The 14,124-nt window shown below is 35.3% G+C and carries 16 protein-coding genes; 10 read left to right on the plus strand and 6 right to left on the minus strand.

Annotated features, from left to right (window positions below; translation table 11 throughout):
- Window position 1 precedes the first annotated feature (1 nt).
- Complete coding sequence (locus tag CBM15_RS09130) at window positions 2–1,291, plus strand: arsenic transporter (protein ID WP_193433781.1); 1,290 nt, start codon at window positions 2–4, stop codon at window positions 1,289–1,291.
- 16 nt (window positions 1,292–1,307) lie between these two features.
- The gene (gene arsC, locus CBM15_RS09135) at window positions 1,308–1,733 is read left to right on the plus strand and encodes an arsenate reductase (thioredoxin) (protein WP_087617235.1); all 426 of its coding nucleotides are present in this window, start codon (window positions 1,308–1,310) and stop codon (window positions 1,731–1,733) included.
- Window positions 1,734–1,784: 51 nt separating this feature from the next.
- Here the strand turns inward: arsC and CBM15_RS09140 are convergent, their stop codons facing one another.
- Both CBM15_RS09140 and CBM15_RS09145 read right to left on the minus strand, forming a co-directional pair.
- Entirely contained in the window at window positions 1,785–3,182 is a 1,398-nt protein-coding gene (locus CBM15_RS09140) for an NAD(P)-binding domain-containing protein (protein WP_087617236.1), read from the minus strand.
- A gap of 69 nt (window positions 3,183–3,251) precedes the next feature.
- On the minus strand, window positions 3,252–3,698 hold the full coding sequence (locus CBM15_RS09145) for a MarR family winged helix-turn-helix transcriptional regulator (RefSeq protein ID WP_087617237.1): 447 nt from the start codon (window positions 3,696–3,698) through the stop codon (window positions 3,252–3,254).
- Window positions 3,699–3,791: 93 nt separating this feature from the next.
- On the opposite strand from CBM15_RS09145, the gene CBM15_RS09150 reads away from it, so the two are divergent.
- From CBM15_RS09150 to CBM15_RS09160, 3 genes are all read left to right on the plus strand, one after another.
- A complete protein-coding gene (locus tag CBM15_RS09150; protein WP_087617238.1) occupies window positions 3,792–4,280 on the plus strand; it encodes a GNAT family N-acetyltransferase in 489 nt (162 codons plus the stop codon).
- 312 nt (window positions 4,281–4,592) lie between these two features.
- Window positions 4,593–5,183: a YitT family protein gene (locus CBM15_RS09155; RefSeq protein WP_087617239.1), complete on the plus strand. Its 591-nt coding sequence runs from the start codon at window positions 4,593–4,595 to the stop codon at window positions 5,181–5,183.
- A 275-nt stretch (window positions 5,184–5,458) separates the two neighbouring features.
- On the plus strand, window positions 5,459–6,757 hold the full coding sequence (locus CBM15_RS09160; RefSeq protein WP_087617240.1) for an MFS transporter: 1,299 nt from the start codon (window positions 5,459–5,461) through the stop codon (window positions 6,755–6,757).
- Between the two features lie 429 nt (window positions 6,758–7,186).
- Here CBM15_RS09160 and CBM15_RS09165 read toward each other — a convergent pair whose 3' ends face one another.
- Window positions 7,187–7,786, minus strand: coding sequence for a hypothetical protein (locus CBM15_RS09165; RefSeq protein ID WP_087617241.1), 600 nt, complete (start codon window positions 7,784–7,786; stop codon window positions 7,187–7,189).
- Window positions 7,787–7,860: 74 nt separating this feature from the next.
- The gene (locus CBM15_RS09170; protein ID WP_140405560.1) at window positions 7,861–8,196 is read right to left on the minus strand and encodes a hypothetical protein; all 336 of its coding nucleotides are present in this window, start codon (window positions 8,194–8,196) and stop codon (window positions 7,861–7,863) included.
- A gap of 450 nt (window positions 8,197–8,646) precedes the next feature.
- Between CBM15_RS09170 and CBM15_RS09175 the strand changes: the two genes are divergently transcribed.
- From CBM15_RS09175 to spoIIP, 5 genes are all read left to right on the plus strand, one after another.
- Complete coding sequence (locus CBM15_RS09175; protein WP_087617243.1) at window positions 8,647–9,402, plus strand: SDR family oxidoreductase; 756 nt, start codon at window positions 8,647–8,649, stop codon at window positions 9,400–9,402.
- Between the two features lie 159 nt (window positions 9,403–9,561).
- Window positions 9,562–10,176: a kinase gene (locus CBM15_RS09180; protein ID WP_087617244.1), complete on the plus strand. Its 615-nt coding sequence runs from the start codon at window positions 9,562–9,564 to the stop codon at window positions 10,174–10,176.
- A 146-nt stretch (window positions 10,177–10,322) separates the two neighbouring features.
- Window positions 10,323–10,598: a hypothetical protein gene (locus tag CBM15_RS09185; RefSeq protein WP_193433776.1), complete on the plus strand. Its 276-nt coding sequence runs from the start codon at window positions 10,323–10,325 to the stop codon at window positions 10,596–10,598.
- A gap of 254 nt (window positions 10,599–10,852) precedes the next feature.
- Window positions 10,853–11,392 (plus strand): RNA polymerase sigma factor, encoded by a 540-nt coding sequence (locus CBM15_RS09190; protein ID WP_087617245.1) that lies wholly within the window; start codon window positions 10,853–10,855, stop codon window positions 11,390–11,392.
- Window positions 11,382–12,272 (plus strand): stage II sporulation protein P, encoded by an 891-nt coding sequence (gene spoIIP, locus CBM15_RS09195; RefSeq protein WP_087617246.1) that lies wholly within the window; start codon window positions 11,382–11,384, stop codon window positions 12,270–12,272. The genes CBM15_RS09190 and spoIIP overlap by 11 nt, the downstream gene beginning before the upstream one ends.
- A 421-nt stretch (window positions 12,273–12,693) precedes the next feature.
- On the opposite strand, the gene CBM15_RS19530 is transcribed toward spoIIP, so the two are convergent.
- A complete protein-coding gene (locus CBM15_RS19530; protein WP_239534663.1) occupies window positions 12,694–13,149 on the minus strand; it encodes a hypothetical protein in 456 nt (151 codons plus the stop codon).
- Entirely contained in the window at window positions 13,137–14,123 is a 987-nt protein-coding gene (locus CBM15_RS09200) for a transglutaminase domain-containing protein (RefSeq protein ID WP_239835830.1), read from the minus strand. Before CBM15_RS09200 ends, CBM15_RS19530 begins: the two co-directional genes overlap by 13 nt.
- Window position 14,124: the final 1 nt, after the last annotated feature.

Consider the following 14,124-nt stretch of genomic DNA (forward strand, 5'->3'; position numbering starts at 1 on the left):
TATGTTTGTCATTGCGTTACTCATTTTTATCGTAACGCTGGTTTTTGTAATCTGGCAGCCAAAGGGACTGAATATTGGCTGGTCGGCAATGGTTGGCGCAATCGTCGCATTACTTGTTGGTGTTGTTGATTTTAACGATGTCGGCACAGTCATTGATATTACGTGGAATGCCACATTATCGTTTATTGCGATTATATTAATTTCACTTATATTAGATGAAATTGGCTTGTTCGAATGGGCTGCACTACATATGGCGCGGGCCGCAAAAGGCAATGGTATCAAAATGTTTGTGTATGTTAGTTTGCTAGGAGCTGTCGTTGCTGCATTATTTGCGAATGACGGAGCTGCTTTGATTTTAACACCCATTGTGTTAGCAATGGTGCGTAATTTACAGTTTAGCGAAAAAATGATTTTCCCGTTTATTATGGCAAGTGGCTTTATTGCAGACACGACAAGTTTACCGTTTGTCGTAAGTAACTTAGTCAACATCGTTTCAGCAGATTTCTTCGATATTGGGTTTGTAGAGTATGCTTCGCGTATGATTATTCCGAACTTGTTCTCGCTAGCGGCAACGATTGTCGTGCTGCTGATTTACTTTAACAAGTCGATTCCACGCGAATACAATGAATCGATGTTAAAGGAACCAAACCTTGCGATTAAAGATATGAAAATGTTTAAACTTTCATGGGTTGTGCTAGCAATTTTAGTTGTTGGCTATTTCTCAAGTGAATTTATTGGCGTACCAGTTTCTCTTGTAGCAGGCGTTATTGCAGTTTTCTTCTTAGTCATGGCACGACAAAGTGCTGTCGTTGATACAAAAGCGGTTGTGAATGGTGCACCTTGGAATATCGTCTTCTTTTCAATCGGGATGTATGTTGTTGTTTACGGACTTGGCAATGCAGGTTTAACTCCTATGTTAGCTAGTGTAATTGAATGGACAGCAGAGCAAGGATTGTTCGCAGCTACTGTTGGAATGGGCTTTATCGCGGCTTTTCTATCATCTGTCATGAACAATATGCCAACTGTGATGGTCAATGCTTTAGCGATTGCTGAAACGACGACGAATGGTACGTTACGTGAAGCATTAATTTACGCAAACGTGATCGGGTCAGACTTAGGTCCAAAAATTACACCAATCGGATCACTGGCAACACTGGTTTGGTTATATGTACTATCTCAAAAAGGCGTAAAAATTTCTTGGGGTACGTACTTTAAAACGGGGATTGTGTTAACGGTGCCAATTCTTATCTTTACTTTAATTGGACTATATATTACATTACTAATCTTTTAATAAGGGCGGTTTTCAAATGACAAAAAACACACTATATTTCTTATGTACAGGGAATTCATGTCGTTCACAAATGGCAGATGGATGGGCACAAAAGCTATTACCGGAAGATTGGGAAGTGTATTCAGCTGGAATTGAAACGCATGGTGTCAATCCCAATGCGATTAAGGCAATGAATGAAGTAGGGATCGATATTTCTCACCATACTTCGGATTTAATTAACCAAGATATTTTAAACAAAGCAACATTAGTCGTAACACTTTGCGGAGATGCAGCCGATAAGTGTCCAATGACTCCACCAGGTGTACGCCGTGAGCATTGGGGATTCGAAGACCCGGCAAAAGCTACAGGTACAGAGGAAGAGCAATGGGCAGTGTTCCAGCAAGTACGTGATGCTATCGGTGCACGCATTGAGCAGTTCGTAAACGATGAGTTAAAAAAATAGTATACTGAGTATTAAGAAATCCCCTTGAAATGTTTTCAAGGGGATCCTTTTTTAACAGCAGTTAGATTTGTTATTACTATTTAAATCTAAACTGCAGACACCAGTTTCAGGAAGATCCAGCTCAACTTTACGAGCAGCTTCGAGATCACCTGTTAAGTAAGCGACAATTGATCGAACTTGCTCATAACCAGTTGCCATTAGGAATGTAGGGGCACGTCCATAACTTTTCATACCGACAATATAAAAGCCAGATTCAGGATGACGTAATTCTAACTCACCATGAGGACGGACCGTACCGCAGCTATGCTCATTTGGATCAATGAGTGGTGCTAATGCTTCAACACTTTCGACAGTAGAGTCAATCGATAATCGGATTTCTTTTAAAAATGAGAAGTCTGGTCGGCTTCCTGTATTCCCAATAATTTCATCAACTGCGGGAAGTTGTTGTTCGCCAGTTGGGCCATCACCTTTTATGATAATTCCATCAGATGTTTGTGTAAGCTCTTCGATATAAAATGGAGTAAAGACTTTTATTTTTTCTTCATTAACTAAAGTATGAATGCGACTTCCTAATTCACCTCTAGCAGCAAGCGCATCCTTTTCTTCACCGCCATAAGCTTCTTCTACACGCTTTTTACGTAAAACCCATATAATTTCAACATCTTCAAGTTTTTCTAATTCTAAAATCGTATTAATAGCTGAGTGTCCACCTCCAATAACAGCGACACGCTTGCCTTTATAGCGATCATTTAATGATTTAACATTCGGAATACCATAAAAAATCTTGTCAGCAAGCTTTTGCTCAGCTGAAGTCCAAACATTCGCTGCATGAACAGGATTCGGCGTTGCCCATGTACCCGTAGCATCAATAACAGCACTGGCAAAAATGCGCTCTGTCTTACCGTTTTGTTCTGTATAAAGTACAAATGGTGCAGAATCGCGACTGGCTGATTTCATTTTATCGTGATTCTTTTTACTAATGCCGACAACGGTTGTATTAAATGATATAAATGGTTTGATCTCAGGTAAATTTGCTAATGGCTGTAGATACATCGCGCGGATTTCTTGACCTGTTGGTAAGATGGATTCTTCAGGCATAGTCCAACCAGATTTAAGTAGCAATTGTTTAGCAGCTTTATCTACGTTGTATTGCCATGGTGAAAATAGACGAACATGTTGCCAGGATTTAATGTTTTCAGCAACCTCTGAGCCCTTTTCAAGTAGGATAAATGCTTCACCAGCTAAAGATAGATGGGCAGCAGCAGCTAAGCCAACTGGACCTGCTCCAATAATAGCGACAGGATATGGTTTATTTAGTTTAATAGGTGATTCTTTAGGGAGTGCCTCATTTTGTGTACCTTCCACAGGACCACAGCAAGAATTAGTTGACGCTGATACTGGTGCACAACAGCCTGAATTTTGATTTTTATTTGTTAACGGTATGTTCATTTATAACTTCCTCCTTAAATACTTGTATTTTGCAACTATATACTAAATAAAAAAGCAAGAAATCCTTGCTTAGTATATCGGGGTACAGCATACCGTCGATTTAGACATTGCTTCGTTTAGAAGCTGAATCGAACGAAGTACCGTTTCTTTTTCAAAGTCGTTCATATGCGAGAATACTTCTTCTAAATAGGCATTCATGGATTCATCTATTGTTGTTGCGACAAATTTCCCTTGTGTTGTTAATGATAAAATTGATACACGTTTATCTTGAAGAGAAGGCGTTTTTTTAACCAATTCCATTTTCACTAGTGTTTGAATTTGTCGGCTGAATGTCGTAATATCCATTGCAAGTGTTTCAGCAATTTGTTGCATAGAAGGTGTTTGCTGTTTATCAATTTCGTAAAGAATTTGACTTTGAATTGTAGATATTTCAAAGGATCCAACAGAACAGCAATTTTTGTTTAGTAACCCAAATCTTCGTGTTAGTATGTGAAAAATTTCACGTTTATTCTCCATTCAATCACCTCTAATTAAAGTAAAACAAAAACATTTGCAAAATGCAACTATTTGTTTTATTATTTTAATATTCAGTCACTTGGAGGTTGATATATGACTATTGAAATACGATTTGTTACAAGTGAAGATTGGTTAGACGTAAAGCGAATTTATGAAGCAGGGATCGATACTAAAATGGCTACATTCGAATCGAATGCACCCGATTCTTATAATGAGTGGTTTGGTGAAGCAAATCCAAATTGTTCATTTGTTGCTTTGGAGGAAAATCATATTTTAGGTTGGTGTAAATTAACACCTGTTTCAAAACGTAAGGTGTATAAAGGAGTAGGAGAAGTAAGCATTTATATTGCACCAGATGCGATAGGAAAGGGGATTGGACATTTGTTATTGAATCATATGATTACAGCATCTGAAAAGGAGGGATTTTGGACATTGGAATCCAAAATCTTTAAAGAAAATGTTGCTAGTCTTAATTTACATATTAAAAATGATTTTCGTGTGGTTGGTATCCGCGAAAAGATTGCTCAACTCAATGGAGAGTGGAAAGACAATATTTTAATGGAGAGAAGAAGGAGTATTTAGCCGATTATGTTGGATTCGGTGAATTCACGGTTAGAAGTTAGTGTCCATTTCAGGAAGTGGTTTAAATCCAGCGATTTATTTCAGTGGCAGCAGGAATGTACTGACTCGATTGTTAGTGTATTTGGTGAACAAACTGTTATGTATTGAAGGTTAACCTCATGTTTAGAAGGAATTTTAAAATAATAATATCAAATAGTAAAAATTTTTGGGAGTTCTTCTTTAAACTGAGTAATGAACATATATTTTTAAGTATTTCCTTTACTTGAATTGTACTAAAAGGTGTTCTGAAAAGTATAAATAAGAGGTGGTTCCCTGTACTTTTTTAAAAAAGGTTTGGCGCTAATTACCGGAAGCATTTTTATATCATTGGGTATAAATCTGTTTATAGTGCCACATGAAATATTAGATGGAGGAACAATAGGAATTGGATTAATAGCAAATTACTTATGGGGTTTTAATACAGGATTAATAGTTATAGTAGTTAGTATTCCTATTTTTATTTTTGCTTGGTTTTTTTATAGAAATTATTTCTATAACAGCTTACATGGTCTGATTCTGTATGCCTTTTTTATCGATTTTCTATCCCCACTAAATAATCTAATTGAATTAGAAGCTATATACAGTTCATTACTAGGTGGCATGCTTGTTGGAATTGGAAATGGATTGATGTTAAATTTTCAGACAAGTACGGGAGGCACGGATTTTATTGCTCAGTTTTTATGTGAGAAAACGGGGATAAATGTAGGGATTTATATTTTGTTTATTGATTCCATAATAATAATTATTGGTGGTTTATTATTATCTTCAGAGACGTTTTATCTCTCCGTTATTACTATACTTTCTATTGGTATCACCACAAGTATTATTACAAGTAGAAAAGGACATGCTGTCGCTTTTAAATGAGGTATAAAGCGAGGAAAAGAGCATGGATGTCAGGACAGGCTAAAGTAGTTGCTATCTATGATCGTCCCTTTTGGAGGGAACCAGGACTTTCTGGATACCTAAGGAGTGGGGTTGGTAGTTGGAAATAGTTGTCTGGAAAGGGCAGTAAGGACTTCTGTTTGCGCACCAAATACGTAATATTGTTTGCCATACAATTTTAATATTGTATGGCTTATTTGTGCGTGTTATGATATTCCAAATCTTGTTGGTAGTTTTTTAGAAAGGCAGGTAGGAATATGGTAAAAAAAACTCGTATAGAATCATCATCAGAAGTACAAACCGCTACACTGAAAAGCTACATTCTTTATCCGGAAAAACAAAAAGCGTTATATAAGCGTACATTATTCGTTGTAAGTGTCTCACAAATTTTTGGTGGGGCAGGATTAGCAGCAGGAGTTACGGTGGGGGCGCTTCTTGCACAGGAAATGCTTGGTACAGAAGCCTATGCCGGACTTCCTTCAGCGTTATTTACTTTAGGTTCAGCAGGAGCAGCTTTACTCGTTGGGAGACTTTCGCAAGCGTCTGGACGTCGTATAGGTCTGGCTACAGGTTTTATGATTGGTGGGCTTGGGGCAATCGGGGTCATTATTGCAGCTATTATAAATAGCGTTTTGCTGTTATTTCTATCTTTACTTGTTTATGGTTCAGGAACTGCAACTAATTTACAAGCTCGGTATGCAGGTACGGACTTAGCAAATAATAAACAGAGAGCGACTGCTATTAGTCTTACGATGGTTTTTACAACTTTTGGTGCAGTTGCTGGTCCGAATTTAGTAAATGTAATGGGTGATATTGCTCTTTCTATTGGCGTTCCAGCACTTGCTGGACCCTTCATTTTAGCAGCAGCTGCATATATCTTAGCAGGTATTGTGCTTTTCGTTATGCTTCGGCCAGATCCATTACTAATAGCAAGAACAATAGAAGCGTCCAACAAAGAAAAGCATGAGAAAACACATCCAGCTATTACTGAGCAAGTAGAAAACAGAAGAGGCATAATTGTAGGTGCGACAATTATGGTTCTCACTCAAATTGTAATGGTAGCTATTATGACAATGACACCTGTTCATATGCGGCATCATGGGCATAGCGTAGGGGAAGTTGGTCTTGTTATTGGTTTTCATATAGGTGCCATGTATCTACCTTCTCTGGTTACTGGTATCCTTGTTGACAAATTGGGACGTACTGCTATGGCGATTGCTTCTGGAATTACGTTGCTTCTGGCGGGTTTAACAGCAGCATTTGCACCAGTAGATTCCATGGTTTTCCTGGTGATTGCACTTTCTTTACTCGGATTAGGGTGGAATTTTGGGTTAATAAGCGGGACTGCACTTATTGTTGATTCAACTACAACCTCTACAAGGGCTAAAACACAAGGTACATTGGATGTTTTCGTGGCGTTGTCAGGAGCTGCTGGTGGAGCCTTGTCAGGAGTGATTATGGCAGGTTCAAGTTATCTAACTTTATCATTTATTGGGGGGATTCTCTCTTTATTATTAATTCCGGTTATGATATGGTCTCGTAGTGCCAAAAACTAGAAGGGTTAAATTACTAACACTTTATTTTGGAAATACCTTTGTGAAGTAGATTCCTTTAATTTCATAATTGAGGATTATAAATCATTATACATATTCAATAACATGGCGCTTCAATTGAATATTCCATCCCGAAATAATCTCACTTTTTTTATAAAAACCAGACTATAAATAATGAACCAACTGTTTGGATCAGACTTTATTTGATAGCAGTTGGTTTCGTTCTGTGTAAAATCAGTGATCTAACCAACTCACCAAATGTTCTATATTAAGCGTATAATCATTTTAGTAATAAACATTAAAATGTTCCAAGTCACTGCAAATAATATGGAACTGGTATGCTCCCTTAGCATTCAAATAAAAAAGACAGCAAATCGAAATTTCGACATTTCTACTGTCTGAGGGGACGAATAACTTTCGTCATCTTCGCTATCAACTGCTGGTTACAAACTTTTTGACTTCTGAAGCCTTATCGCCATTCAATATATTCGTTACACCATATACTTCACCCTTTCCCTCATGATTAATGGCAACGTCTAAATCATTCATAATTTGCTTCATGTACTCGAATGCTTTATGTGTGTTTTCATCAGTAGGTGCCCATTGTTCAACTAAATCTGTTGATTCTATCGCTTCACCATTAGGGCCTAAATGTACCGTGCGGGCAGCTTGTTTATTAGATATATAACTAGTTAAAAGGAACAAATTTATATAATCTTCTTTCAATTCTTCATATGCTCTAATTAAATGAACAGGGGATTCATCATTGACTACTTGTGACTTCAAGTAATACTCGAAACCTTCATCGTTACCCGCTTTTATCAATTTTGGGTCGTTCATCGGTTTGGAAAGTAATACGTTCATCTTTGAAACCCATTCTCCGATTTCAGCATGATAAATTTGTGGTTCAAATGCTACTACAAGGTTTTTATTAGTTGATTCATCTTCATCGTTTAAATATATAAAACCCCCACCGAGTGTGGCAATAATTATAACTACAATAGCAGAACCGAATAAAATTTTTGTTTTCATGCACAAACTCCTTTCCTTAATAAATTTAATATAACCAAGAAGGGGGAGATAAACTTTAATTCTTCTTACTTAGACTAATTGCTTTCTTCTGCATTTCTTATTTCTACATGATTATTATAATAGTCGAATTCCACAAACTGAACAGATTGTTCAAAAAATATGCCTATTGATACTTTGTTTTCTTCATCTTTCCAAGTGACATTATATCTTTCCTTAGTGTTAGGTTCCCAAAGAATATCAAGGTCAATTTTTTTAATCTTTCTAGTCTTTCCTTCTTGCTTAAAATAAACCTTTATTGTACCGGAATCTATTATCCAATTTCCCACTTCATTAATAGTTACTTCCTTATTTGCATAAGGGGACTTACTTTCAATTAATAAACTCTCTTCAAAATAGATCCACGAAACCAAAACCCAATACTTTAACGGTCTGTTTTTTTACAGCTCTAATTTCTTCAAAAATTGATTTCTCATTATTTAAGTTATTCATTTAGAACCCCCTTACTTATAAATTTTACCATAAAAATTAATTTGTTTTACAATTTATCCCTTTTTCAAGCACTACATTTAAAAATAATCTGCTACTAGTGAAGGGTACTTTAGTCAAAGTACAACTGTAATTCATAGGATGCCGAAATTATATTCAAGTTGATCAATAATCTGACGCTTTTCTTGAATAGAAAAAAGGGCATTATTTAATTAAAGGGCCATTTAAAGGAATCAAGTTTAAAATGAAATTGGATATTTATGTTAATGTTAAGGTGGGATTTTTTAATAAATGTACTTAAACTAACGGGCAGGTTTGTTTATCAAGAATCGAGAAATAATATTTAAAGTTTTGTTAAACAAGGGGGAGAAACCATGAAATTAGATGGCTCTATAGCAATAGTCACTGGTGCAAGCCATAACAAAGGAATTGGAACCGCTGTTTGTCGTAAGTTAGCAAAAGACGGTGCAGATATATTTTTTACACATTGGGGTTCAAATGTGGATTGGGCAGTAAATTTTCAAAACGAAATAATAGGAGAATACGGAGTTAGATGTGGCAACTTAGAAATAGACTTATCTGAACCAAACTCTCCATTTAAATTACTGGAAATGGTTGCTTACCAATTGGGCATACCGACAATATTAGTTAATAATGCCGCACACTCCACTAGAGATGGATATATGAAATTAGATGCAAAAACACTTGATGATCATTATGCGGTAAATATGAGAGCAACTTTTATACTGAGTGTTGAATTTGCTCGTCGCTTAATGCTACAAAATAAATTGAAAGGCAGAATTATCAATATGACTTCTGGACAAGCACTTGGACCGATGACTGGTGAATTAGCTTATGTTGCAACAAAAGGCGCTATATCAGCTTTCACACTTTCTTTATCGGCGGAATTGGCACCATTAGGCATTACGGTAAACGCAATAAATCCAGGTCCTACCGATACAGGCTGGATGACAGATGAGATAAAAACACATTTAACAAGTAAGTTCTTATCAGGGAGAGTCGGATTACCTGAAGATGCAGCCCGGTTAGTATCTTTCCTTGCCAGTGAAGAGGCACAATGGATTACAGGACAAATAATTAATTCAGAAGGAGGTTTTTTAAGAGCTTAGATTGGGGTAGCCAGTTGAATTAGCGTATTAAATCCAAAACATTGCTAACATCACTCTATTAATTTATCTTGTCTCAATGCAAAATACAAAGGGAATATAATTTTGAGTAAAAAACTTAAATAAAAGAACAAATAAAACAGCGAAGGAAATTTAATTTAAATGAATAAATATGATAACTTGATTCTTCAAATTAAAGAGGGGTACGAAAAACATAATAAAACAAGACCCTATATCATTGCTTTAGATGGCTTATCTGGTGCTGGCAAAACAACACTTGTAAGTCAGCTCAAAGGGATTCTAAAAAATTTGGTAATTATTCATATCGATGACTTTATTGTTGAAAGAGACAAGCGATATGATACAGGTCAGGAACAATGGTTTGAATACTATCAATTACAATGGGATACCGAATATTTAAAAGAACACCTCTATCAAAAAATACAACAAAACGTTTCGCCTTTTAAATTGCCTTTTTATCAAAAGCAAGAGGATACTCATGTCATCAAAACAATTAATTTATCAAGCAATAGCATTGTATTAATTGAAGGCATCTTTCTTTTACGAGACGAATGGAAAAATTTTTATGATTACATCGTTTTCTTAGATTGCCCTAAAGAAATAAGATACGAGCGTGTACTTCTACGTGATACATATATTGGAAATTTAGAAGCAAGGTTAAAGAAATATAACGAACGATATTGGGTAGCAGAAGAATACTATTTGATAAAGCAAAAACCTTTAGAACTAGCTGATTATATTCAAAAATTTATCTAAATTCCTATTCAAAGTTATTCAGCAATTTAGAAAAATAATGGCTGCACTACACGTAAACAAAGTGGCATCATAAAAAAGTAAAAATGAAATAAAATTGACTTTGATTGAAATACTTAGAATTAAAAAGAAATACGTGGTGATGAAACATGGATGTTGTATTAACAGAAGAAATGGTATTAAACAATCTTATAAATACGTGTAATCGTGATTTTGGATTTAAAATATTTGACGCTACACCAATAAAACGGGGTTGGTTAAACTTAAAGTGGAAAATAACAACAGATACTGGTGTCTATTTAATCAAGCAATACAACAAGGAACGATACAAAAAGTATAACCATGATGAATTATTAATAGCTTTCTCACAACAGATGCAATTACATAATAGTTATTGGTACGTATTGGATTGGGAAGGTAAATAGATGTTATCTATTATTGAATAACTTATGGAAAGGGAATCTGTTATTCAAATAACAAAGGCATAAATATAATATTGTCTTCCACAATCGTGCGCTATTCTAAAGAAGAATGGCGTTTTATTTTATATCTTTGCCAGAACTTAGGGAGTACCGTGTAATAACCCTCTTACTACTACTAAATTTTTAAAAATAAATAATTGTAACCTTTTTCCAAGATCAAACGAATAATTAGTGAATATACAATGAGGAGGAAAAGCTTGATTGATTTAAACGACTTAGAGTCCAGTATTGTTGAGGTCTACAATAATTATTATTTAGACGTATTCAGATTTCTAGTTTGCTTTACAGGAAATCAAAATGATGCAGAGGACTTAACACAAGAAGTTTTCATTAGATTATTAAAAAACCTAAATCATTTTAAAAGCGAGTACAATCTAAAAACATGGATATTTTCTATCGCCAAACATGTAGCAGTTGATCATTATCGAAAAAAGAGGTTTTTCTCCGTTTTTAAGGATGGATTCTTCACACAGTTGGAATCAAACGGTAAGAAGCCTGATGAAGAAGTGGAAATTAACGAAATGGAAAATTTTGTACATGAAGCCATTTCTAAGTTGAAACCAAATTTTAGGGCAGTTGTTATACTTCGTGGCATTAATGAATTTTCTGTAAAGGAGACCGCTGACATTTTACAATGTAGCGAATCGAAAGTGAAAGTGGATTACCACAGAGCCTTGAAAGACTTAAAAAGAAAAATGAATATTGGTATTGAGGAGGTATTGCCCAATGCAAAATGATAAAGAACTATTTAACATGATCAAAAAAGCTTATCCTCAAAATCCAAGTAAAGAGTTTATTACAGAAACTGAAAATAAACTTAGGAGGAAGGCTGAAAACATGAAAATAAAAGGGGCAGTGAGAAGAACTTCTGCTATATATAGCGGTGTTTTACTTTTCACATTAGCATTTTCATGGTTATTCTTATTCAGTGGAAAAGAAGTAATTACAAATGTTCTCAGTAATCACGGAGACAAATCTTTATCAACTATTGCTACAAATGAAAATAATCCATTAGTGTTTATTTATCAATCGCATAATCAAGAGGCATATAACGTAAAGGTTCCCAACGAGGCATTTCGTAAGACGGATAATGTTACTATGGTCGGAATGCAATTAAGTAAAGCGTTGGAAGAAAAAAATATTTTCGCTATCCATGATGATACTGATATTTTTGCAGTCTTAGAAGAACGTAACTTAACATTTAAAGATTCTTATAATGTTTCGCGGGAAAATTTGCAGGAAACATTAAAAAAACATACGAGCATAGAAATGGTTTTAGATATTCATAGAGACAGCCAAGAACGAAAGTTTACAACGGTAAATATTGATGGAAAAGACTATGCAAAAATTGGACTTGTTGTATCAAAAATTAGTGATAATTATAAAGAAAACAGAGAGTTTGCGAACCATCTACATCAAAAATTAGAAAAGCTATACCCAGGAATATCTAGAGGAGTAATTGAGAAAGGTGAAAATCCAAGGAACACATATAATCAAGAAATTCAAAAGCAGTCTGTATTATTAAATATTGGTGGAACTGAAAATACAATGGAAGAGGCTTTTAGAGCTACGGATGCTTTAGCTGAAGCTATAAAAGAAATTGTACAGGAGCCATAAAACAACAATCGGGTACGATGGTTGGGCAAAACAGTTAGAAAATGATCAAACTTTTTTTATAAAACGGAAACTTATATATGTAAGAGAAGAATCTATTTTGATCAAAGTTTCTTTCAAAATGCATTCTTCTTTTTTACCGTAAATTACGGATTTGTGAGGCATTTTTGATTAAACCTTAAAAGTCTCGTCCAATTTTTAATCAAACGGTATTACAAAGACAAGAAAGTCTTGTGCATGTACAATGATCGAGGGAAGTCTACAGTGATCCACTTATAGGAATATTAAATAGGGACACGGTCATAATATATATTATAGGAAGCTAAGTCTCGTTTCAAAAGTATACTTATAATAGTGAGACAAAATACGTTTTTTTAATGAAATGACCATAATATAACCGGATTCATATATTATGGTCATTTGCTTACTTTTTTTGTTGGATCGTTACGCTTTTAAACAGCTGTATATAAATAAAATTTTCATCTGCAAAATACTCCAACGCGTTTTGTTTACTTAACTGCTGCTCCAAACCTGGTATTAACGCGGTTGGCATTTTCAATTGTGCCGGCTGATGGAATTCCACATTTTTTCGGTTACTTGTTATTTGTATATGTAAACCTCTATTAATATATATATCTACCGTTAATTGTTTGCAACGATCTTCTACAATCAATTCGATTCCATCCGCGCTTTTAAACACCATTGGCTGACAATCCGCTTGTTGTTCAACTGAAGCTACCCAGCTGTCCCCAAATGTATTTAACGGGACTTCCAAGCGATTTTCATCCGTTTCAACTATTAGTGAATCTTCACTTTCTATATCCGTTGAAAACAACTTCTGAATACTATCTGTCGTTTCATCTGCATTCAAGACTTCCAATGTCGTTGAGAATCATTCCTGAAATATAACAATCCATTTATAGAGAAACAAAATTGAATGTTAACAGGAAGTTTCTGTTTAGCCTGTAATGGATAATTCGCCAAGTTCATTTCATACAAATGGCCATTTCCAGGATGCGGATAATATACACTAGTATTGACGACACAGCCATCATATAAACGATGAAATGCTTCAAATTTAGTACTCGTACAAATCGGATAATGATTTTCATTCCATTCATGATCAAGACGCATTTTCTCATCCGCAACTAAAAAATAGCGATAGCGAACTTCTCTACCTGGACTAGAACCGATATCATCCCAAGTCACGTCAACATGATACCAATGCCCATCAATTTGCACCATATTCCAAGCATGTCCCTCTGTTCCCTCACCCGCCGCTTTTCCGATCACATAATAACAAGGGATTTCCAAAGCTTCCATCATCTTTTCAAACAAAAGCGCATATGCCATACAAACACCGTGTTTTTCGTTCATAAACGTATACACAGCAAACGGCGAACCTTCTGTATGACGTTCATAGCTATACGTTCTGGCAATATAATCATGGACAATTAAAACCTTTTGCAATATCGACATGTCAGCATGAATTCGCTTCTTTAAAATGGCTTGAATTTCATCAACCATCCATTTTTCTTCCTGACGTGACATCCGGTAACGCATCGTAAACTCCACTTTAATCCGGTTTTTCGTTAATTGGCGATATTTATAGCTGCGCTTTTCACAATGCTGAGTATAAAATGGCTGTTCTAAATGACACTGGTCAAAGGCTTCCTTCATTAAAGCATCGATTGGCATAGGCAGCTGGCCGTTAATATGCAGCGTAAATTGCCTGTCCATACGCTCCATATGGGCAATAAGCGCCGGCAGCAATTGTTTCGCTGTAATGGTTGTTGTTTTGATTGAATTTCCTTGCCTTTTATATTGTTCATAGCTTTCAAAATATGTTTTCACA

Source organism: Solibacillus kalamii, from assembly GCF_002174535.1.
GTDB classification, from domain to species: domain Bacteria; phylum Bacillota; class Bacilli; order Bacillales_A; family Planococcaceae; genus Solibacillus; species Solibacillus silvestris.

Excerpts from the sequence above, each read along its gene's own strand:
- CBM15_RS09185 (WP_193433776.1), top strand. The coding sequence starts at position 10,323 with ATGGATGTTGTATTAACAGAAGAAATGGTATTAAACAATCTTATAAAT.
- CBM15_RS09175 (WP_087617243.1), top strand. The coding sequence starts at position 8,647 with ATGAAATTAGATGGCTCTATAGCAATAGTCACTGGTGCAAGCCATAAC.
- CBM15_RS09180 (WP_087617244.1), top strand. The coding sequence starts at position 9,562 with ATGAATAAATATGATAACTTGATTCTTCAAATTAAAGAGGGGTACGAA.
- arsC (WP_087617235.1), top strand. The coding sequence starts at position 1,308 with ATGACAAAAAACACACTATATTTCTTATGTACAGGGAATTCATGTCGT.
- CBM15_RS09165 (WP_087617241.1), bottom strand. The coding sequence starts at position 7,786 with ATGAAAACAAAAATTTTATTCGGTTCTGCTATTGTAGTTATAATTATT.
- spoIIP (WP_087617246.1), top strand. The coding sequence starts at position 11,382 with ATGCAAAATGATAAAGAACTATTTAACATGATCAAAAAAGCTTATCCT.
- CBM15_RS09160 (WP_087617240.1), top strand. The coding sequence starts at position 5,459 with ATGGTAAAAAAAACTCGTATAGAATCATCATCAGAAGTACAAACCGCT.
- CBM15_RS09130 (WP_193433781.1), top strand. The coding sequence starts at position 2 with ATGTTTGTCATTGCGTTACTCATTTTTATCGTAACGCTGGTTTTTGTA.
- CBM15_RS09145 (WP_087617237.1), bottom strand. The coding sequence starts at position 3,698 with ATGGAGAATAAACGTGAAATTTTTCACATACTAACACGAAGATTTGGG.
- CBM15_RS09140 (WP_087617236.1), bottom strand. The coding sequence starts at position 3,182 with ATGAACATACCGTTAACAAATAAAAATCAAAATTCAGGCTGTTGTGCA.
- CBM15_RS09150 (WP_087617238.1), top strand. The coding sequence starts at position 3,792 with ATGACTATTGAAATACGATTTGTTACAAGTGAAGATTGGTTAGACGTA.